Annotated in this window: 2 protein-coding genes and 1 pseudogene; 2 read left to right on the top strand and 1 reads right to left on the bottom strand. The window is 68.4% G+C overall.

The window, feature by feature from the left end; genetic code table 11:
• The first annotated feature begins 621 nt into the window (after positions 1–621).
• Positions 622–2,148: a hypothetical protein gene (locus R1101_RS0116930; protein WP_016934556.1), complete on the top strand. Its 1,527-nt coding sequence runs from the start codon at positions 622–624 to the stop codon at positions 2,146–2,148.
• 181 nt (positions 2,149–2,329) lie between these two features.
• Positions 2,330–3,244 (top strand): annotated as a pseudogene (locus R1101_RS27170) (rhomboid-like protein).
• A gap of 142 nt (positions 3,245–3,386) precedes the next feature.
• Here R1101_RS27170 and R1101_RS0116920 read toward each other — a convergent pair.
• The gene (locus R1101_RS0116920; protein ID WP_016934555.1) at positions 3,387–4,103 is read right to left on the bottom strand and encodes a hypothetical protein; all 717 of its coding nucleotides are present in this window, start codon (positions 4,101–4,103) and stop codon (positions 3,387–3,389) included.
• Positions 4,104–4,361 lie beyond the last annotated feature (258 nt).

Genomic DNA, 4,361 nt, shown 5'->3' with positions numbered 1-4,361 from the left:
CGCCCCCGACACGACGCCTGAGCAGCTTCCTACTCGATCCGGACAACGCCTCGGCCTGCCGCACCTGACCAGATCGAACGTCGAGGGATGCCGGACTGTCACCAACCTCATGACCCGCAACACCTCAGGTCGGGTACGGGATCCCGTATCAAAGACGCTTCGACAACACAGGCGCACGCCCCTCATCGGTGGCTCCGGCATCGTCCCGGCCTAGAAAACGTGCTCACTTCGGGTTTCGAGAATGACGGTGCGTAAACCCTTGTTCCAGGTTTCTCGGGAACGTGTCATTTTCCAGATTCGTGTCGGTAGGGCGCCCTCATCTCCGCGTTTCCCAGGGGCCAGGCGCGCAGCGAGACGAGGCCGGATTCTTGAGGACTCCGGCAAGATCGCCTGAATCTCTGGCGGACACGAAGGGGAACGCTGCAGGTCCACGCGCTGCACGACTGACAAGCTGGGCGAGAACCACCAGTGGACGAGTCGGATCTCGAGTGCTGTGGCGGATGTCTATCCGGGCCTGCGTGTCTCATCGTTCCGACGTGGTTCGGCTGGTCTGTGCGCTGCCGTCATACCGCCCGGTCGTGCGGATAGCATCGGCCGTGTGACTACTGCGTGGAAGGGCTCATGACGGGACGCCGAACGCTGTCCGTCGAAGTCGAAGCCGTCGCGATCGAGGATGGCGAGATACCGCCTCCTCGAGTCGGATCGGTCATCGCGTTCCCGCTGCGGTTCGTCGAACTGCCAGCTGCCGGTGACGGGGTGGTCACTGTGCGTGCGCTGCTCGAAGCAAGCACTCGGCCGCCAATCTGGCAGTACACGGGTGAAGACACCCCGCGCCAGTGGGAGTGGTCCGGGCTGCTGCGCGGGGATGGCTGGACCGCGTCGTGGCGGGGCTTTCGGCCGTTGACCGGCCGGGTCGAGCTCGCGGGACGCTTCTACGGAGTCATGGGTTACGACACCGCAGGACGTGTCCGTGGTCGCGTCACCAGGGTCCGGATCGTCAGTGAGCGATTCCGTCGCAGGCCCGGAACCGTGGGTTCGTGGCACATGGTTTCTGGGCACCGACAGTTGCGGGATGTCGATGCCGCACCACGATTCTTCGACCGCGAGGGGTTGTTCGAACACGACGGTGACGAGGCCAACTCCGAGGTCGGAGCGTTGATCGACCTCGATCTCGACGACGTCCCGGATCTTCCTGCACGTCCGAGCATTGTTGCCGGTGACATCTCTGCCGCCGGCGGGGTGCTGTGGGTGGTCGACAGCACCCTGCCGCTGGCAGTGAGCGTCGCCGCCGACCACACTGTCCACGAATACGTGCTACCCGGGGCCGTCGGGATCTCGCGCCGGATCCGGGCGACCCCGGGCGGCTGCTGGATCGCCGGCGGTGACGGGCTGTATCGGATCGACGCGGGCGAAACACCACGTCACGTCGATGACATCCCAGTGCTCGCCGGCGCCGCACTCGGTAACACCCTCCTGTCCTGCCGAGCCGAAGGCAGGTGGACACTGCACGGTCCGGGCGGACCTCCGATCGAGATGAACGCTCCGGACGGGTACGTGGCGTCCGTAGCAGTCGATGCCGACGGCTTCGTCGTCGCCGTTCGTGGCGGAGACTCGGCCTTCCGGCTCGTGCGGGTCCATCCGGAAGGTGCGCTGACTGTCGGACCGGTTCTTCCGCACACCCGTCGCCAGCATCGTATGTTCCTCGGCGGCACACCACTGCGCCTGTTTCTCGGCGAACACGCGGCACCCGTTCTCGAGGACCTCACGCTAGGAGAGCCACGTCCCCTGCCGAAAGGGCTCCTGTCGGCCGGGCAGGCCGGGCCGTTCGTGTGGTTCACCGACCATCCACCGGACGGGACCGGGCGCTTGGGCTGGTGGCCTCTTCCCGGACCGGTCACCTACGACCGCGCGCGCCAGTTCTGGCTGTTCACGCTGCTCGACGGACAGAGCCTTGAACCGGTCACCAGCACACCGATCTTCGCGACGCGCCCACCCGTGACCGTCGACGACCACGGAACGGTGTGGGTGGTCGCCGACGGAATCAGGCCCATCCCCGATACCACGATGCAGTGGCCGAACGAACTCGACGTCGCGGCACTGCTCGACGCAACGCGCCACCGCACAACCGAATCCGCCGAATGGTCGTGACGCGCTGACTCGACACAGAAAGGTGCAGGCGACCGACTCGTCCGGTGGTGACGCCCGCTCGCGGCGCTTCTCAGTTCCAGAACGAATTCGGCTGCGCCACTTTCAACACTCAGAGCCGTGCCGCTTACTGCTGAAAGTCACAGGAACAGGACGAACGCCGACCCGCCGCCGCTCATGGTCGATGACGTCGACGGGCATGCGGTCGTCGGTGCCGTTCGGGGCATGGCTGCTGCGCCACGGTACGTCCGGGCTTCGCTCGTCACCGTGTGCTGTTCCGGTTGCGGACGCTGCCCACGGGCGCGCACCGGCATCCACCCCGACAGGACCGTCAGGGCGCACACTGGTGTCGATGGACGCCCCCGTGCCGTTGCGTCTTCGACCCGTGACCCGGGCCGCGTGGACGTGTGTGCGGCGAGCTCCCGGGACCTACATCTGGCTGGGTGTGCTGCGGGTGACGTCGGTGGTGACGAGACGACTTCCCGCCGGCGATCTCGAAGTGCTGCTCGGGAATCGGTCAACCAATCTGCACCATCCGGCCGAGGACCCGGTCCGGGTGCTGGTGTCGAGCGCCTTCTGACTCGCCGGCGGCGGATGGTTCACGTACTTCGTCGTGTACACCGTCTTCCATGTGCCCGCGGAACGCTGGCTCGGGACGGCTGCGCATGGTGGTGACCGCACATGTCGGTGCGACCTGTCTCAGTGAGGGGCCCTGTACTGGGCGATCCGCCGGGGCGACGCACCGGCGTCGGCGGTGGACACCCTCGATTACGGGGTCAGCTACGCCCTGGCCGGGGTGGTCGCCGTGTCGACCTACCGGCTCGCCCGGCCGTGGTGTTCGTTCTACCTCGCCGCGGTCCTCGCGTTCTACGCGGTGCCGCTGTTCGTGGACCTGACTTTCACCGCGGTCGGGCACTTCACCGCGGCGCTGCTCGGGCTGGGGTGCTATCCGCTGGTCCGGTCGCGTCCGGGCACCTGGTCGCCGGTCGAGGCGGTGCGCAGGATGCGGACGGCACGGCCCGGCGCTGCGCTCGACCGTCCGGGCCGGGTCGGCGGTCGCGGGAGTGGCGGCGAGAGCGACAGGACATCGCGCGGATAGTCGACAACGGGGGCGGGGACTTGTGGCTCCCGGTTACACGACGGCGGGCCTCACGTGATCGTGAGGCCCGCCGCGGGAAGGGACCGGGAGTCACTGCAGCCCTCAGGACTCTGCTGCGGTCCGGCAGTCGGAACGATGTCGATTATAGGGAAGGCTTCCCTAATCCGGCAAGGCCCCGGACGGGACGGTCGGCGGCGACGAAGGCGTCGAGCAATGCCTGGCCGCGGCGCGCGGCGGTGCGCCGGGACGCGCCGCCGAGCACGGGCAGCCGGTCGGCGCCGGTGACGACGGTGCGGCCGACGATCGCCCAGAACCGGGACCGGTCGAGTGGGGCGAGGGCGCGCAACGCGAGATGGACGGCGGTCAGGGCGGTCGTGGCGCGGTGCGCGGTCCATACCGCCATCGCCTGCTCGCACGGCAGCACCACCACCTCGCGTTGCCCGGCGGCGCGGTCGTCGGGCAGCACCCGCAGGGTGTCGTCGGCGAGACCGGCCCAGTCGATGCAGCCGTCGCTGTCCTGGTGCAGCCACAGATTGTCCAGTCCCGGATCCCAGACGCGACCCTCGAGGGCGTAGGGGGCCAGGACGCGGCCCACGACGGCGTGGATGAGGGCGCCGGCGACCTGCTCGACGGCGATGCGCGGATCCTCGGTGTCGAGCAGGGCGCGGTCGTAGAGCGCCTCGATGCGCTGCTGCCGTTCACCGCCGCCGAGGAACCACCAGCGGCGACGGGGTTCTTCGTCGATACAGGCCACCGCGTAGACGCGGGGGGCTCCTGCGGCCAGTGCGCGCAACCGGGCGCGCGTGTCCTCGAACGGGCGGACGGGTGCCGCCGTGGGCGGCAGCAGCAGCGTCGTCATCCGACACCTCCTGATCGACGATCAACTTTGATTAGGCAAGCCTAACCATTGCATCCGGGGGTGGTGTGCGCAACCCCATCCCCTCCTCCCGCCGAGACATAGGATTCCGTAACCTAACTCCGAAGGCCTTCGCGTCTCCCACGATCGCGACGACCCGAACCGCACCACCGCCTTCCCGAGGAGCAGCTCGCGCCCGTGACCGTCCACCCCTCACCCCCCACCGGACGCCGACGCGACCGCCCCGCCCCACGCGGGCCG

This window comes from Rhodococcus sp. R1101 (assembly GCF_000278445.1).
Classification (GTDB): domain Bacteria; phylum Actinomycetota; class Actinomycetes; order Mycobacteriales; family Mycobacteriaceae; genus Rhodococcus; species Rhodococcus gordoniae.
This window is presented reverse-complemented; position numbering and strand designations above follow the sequence as displayed.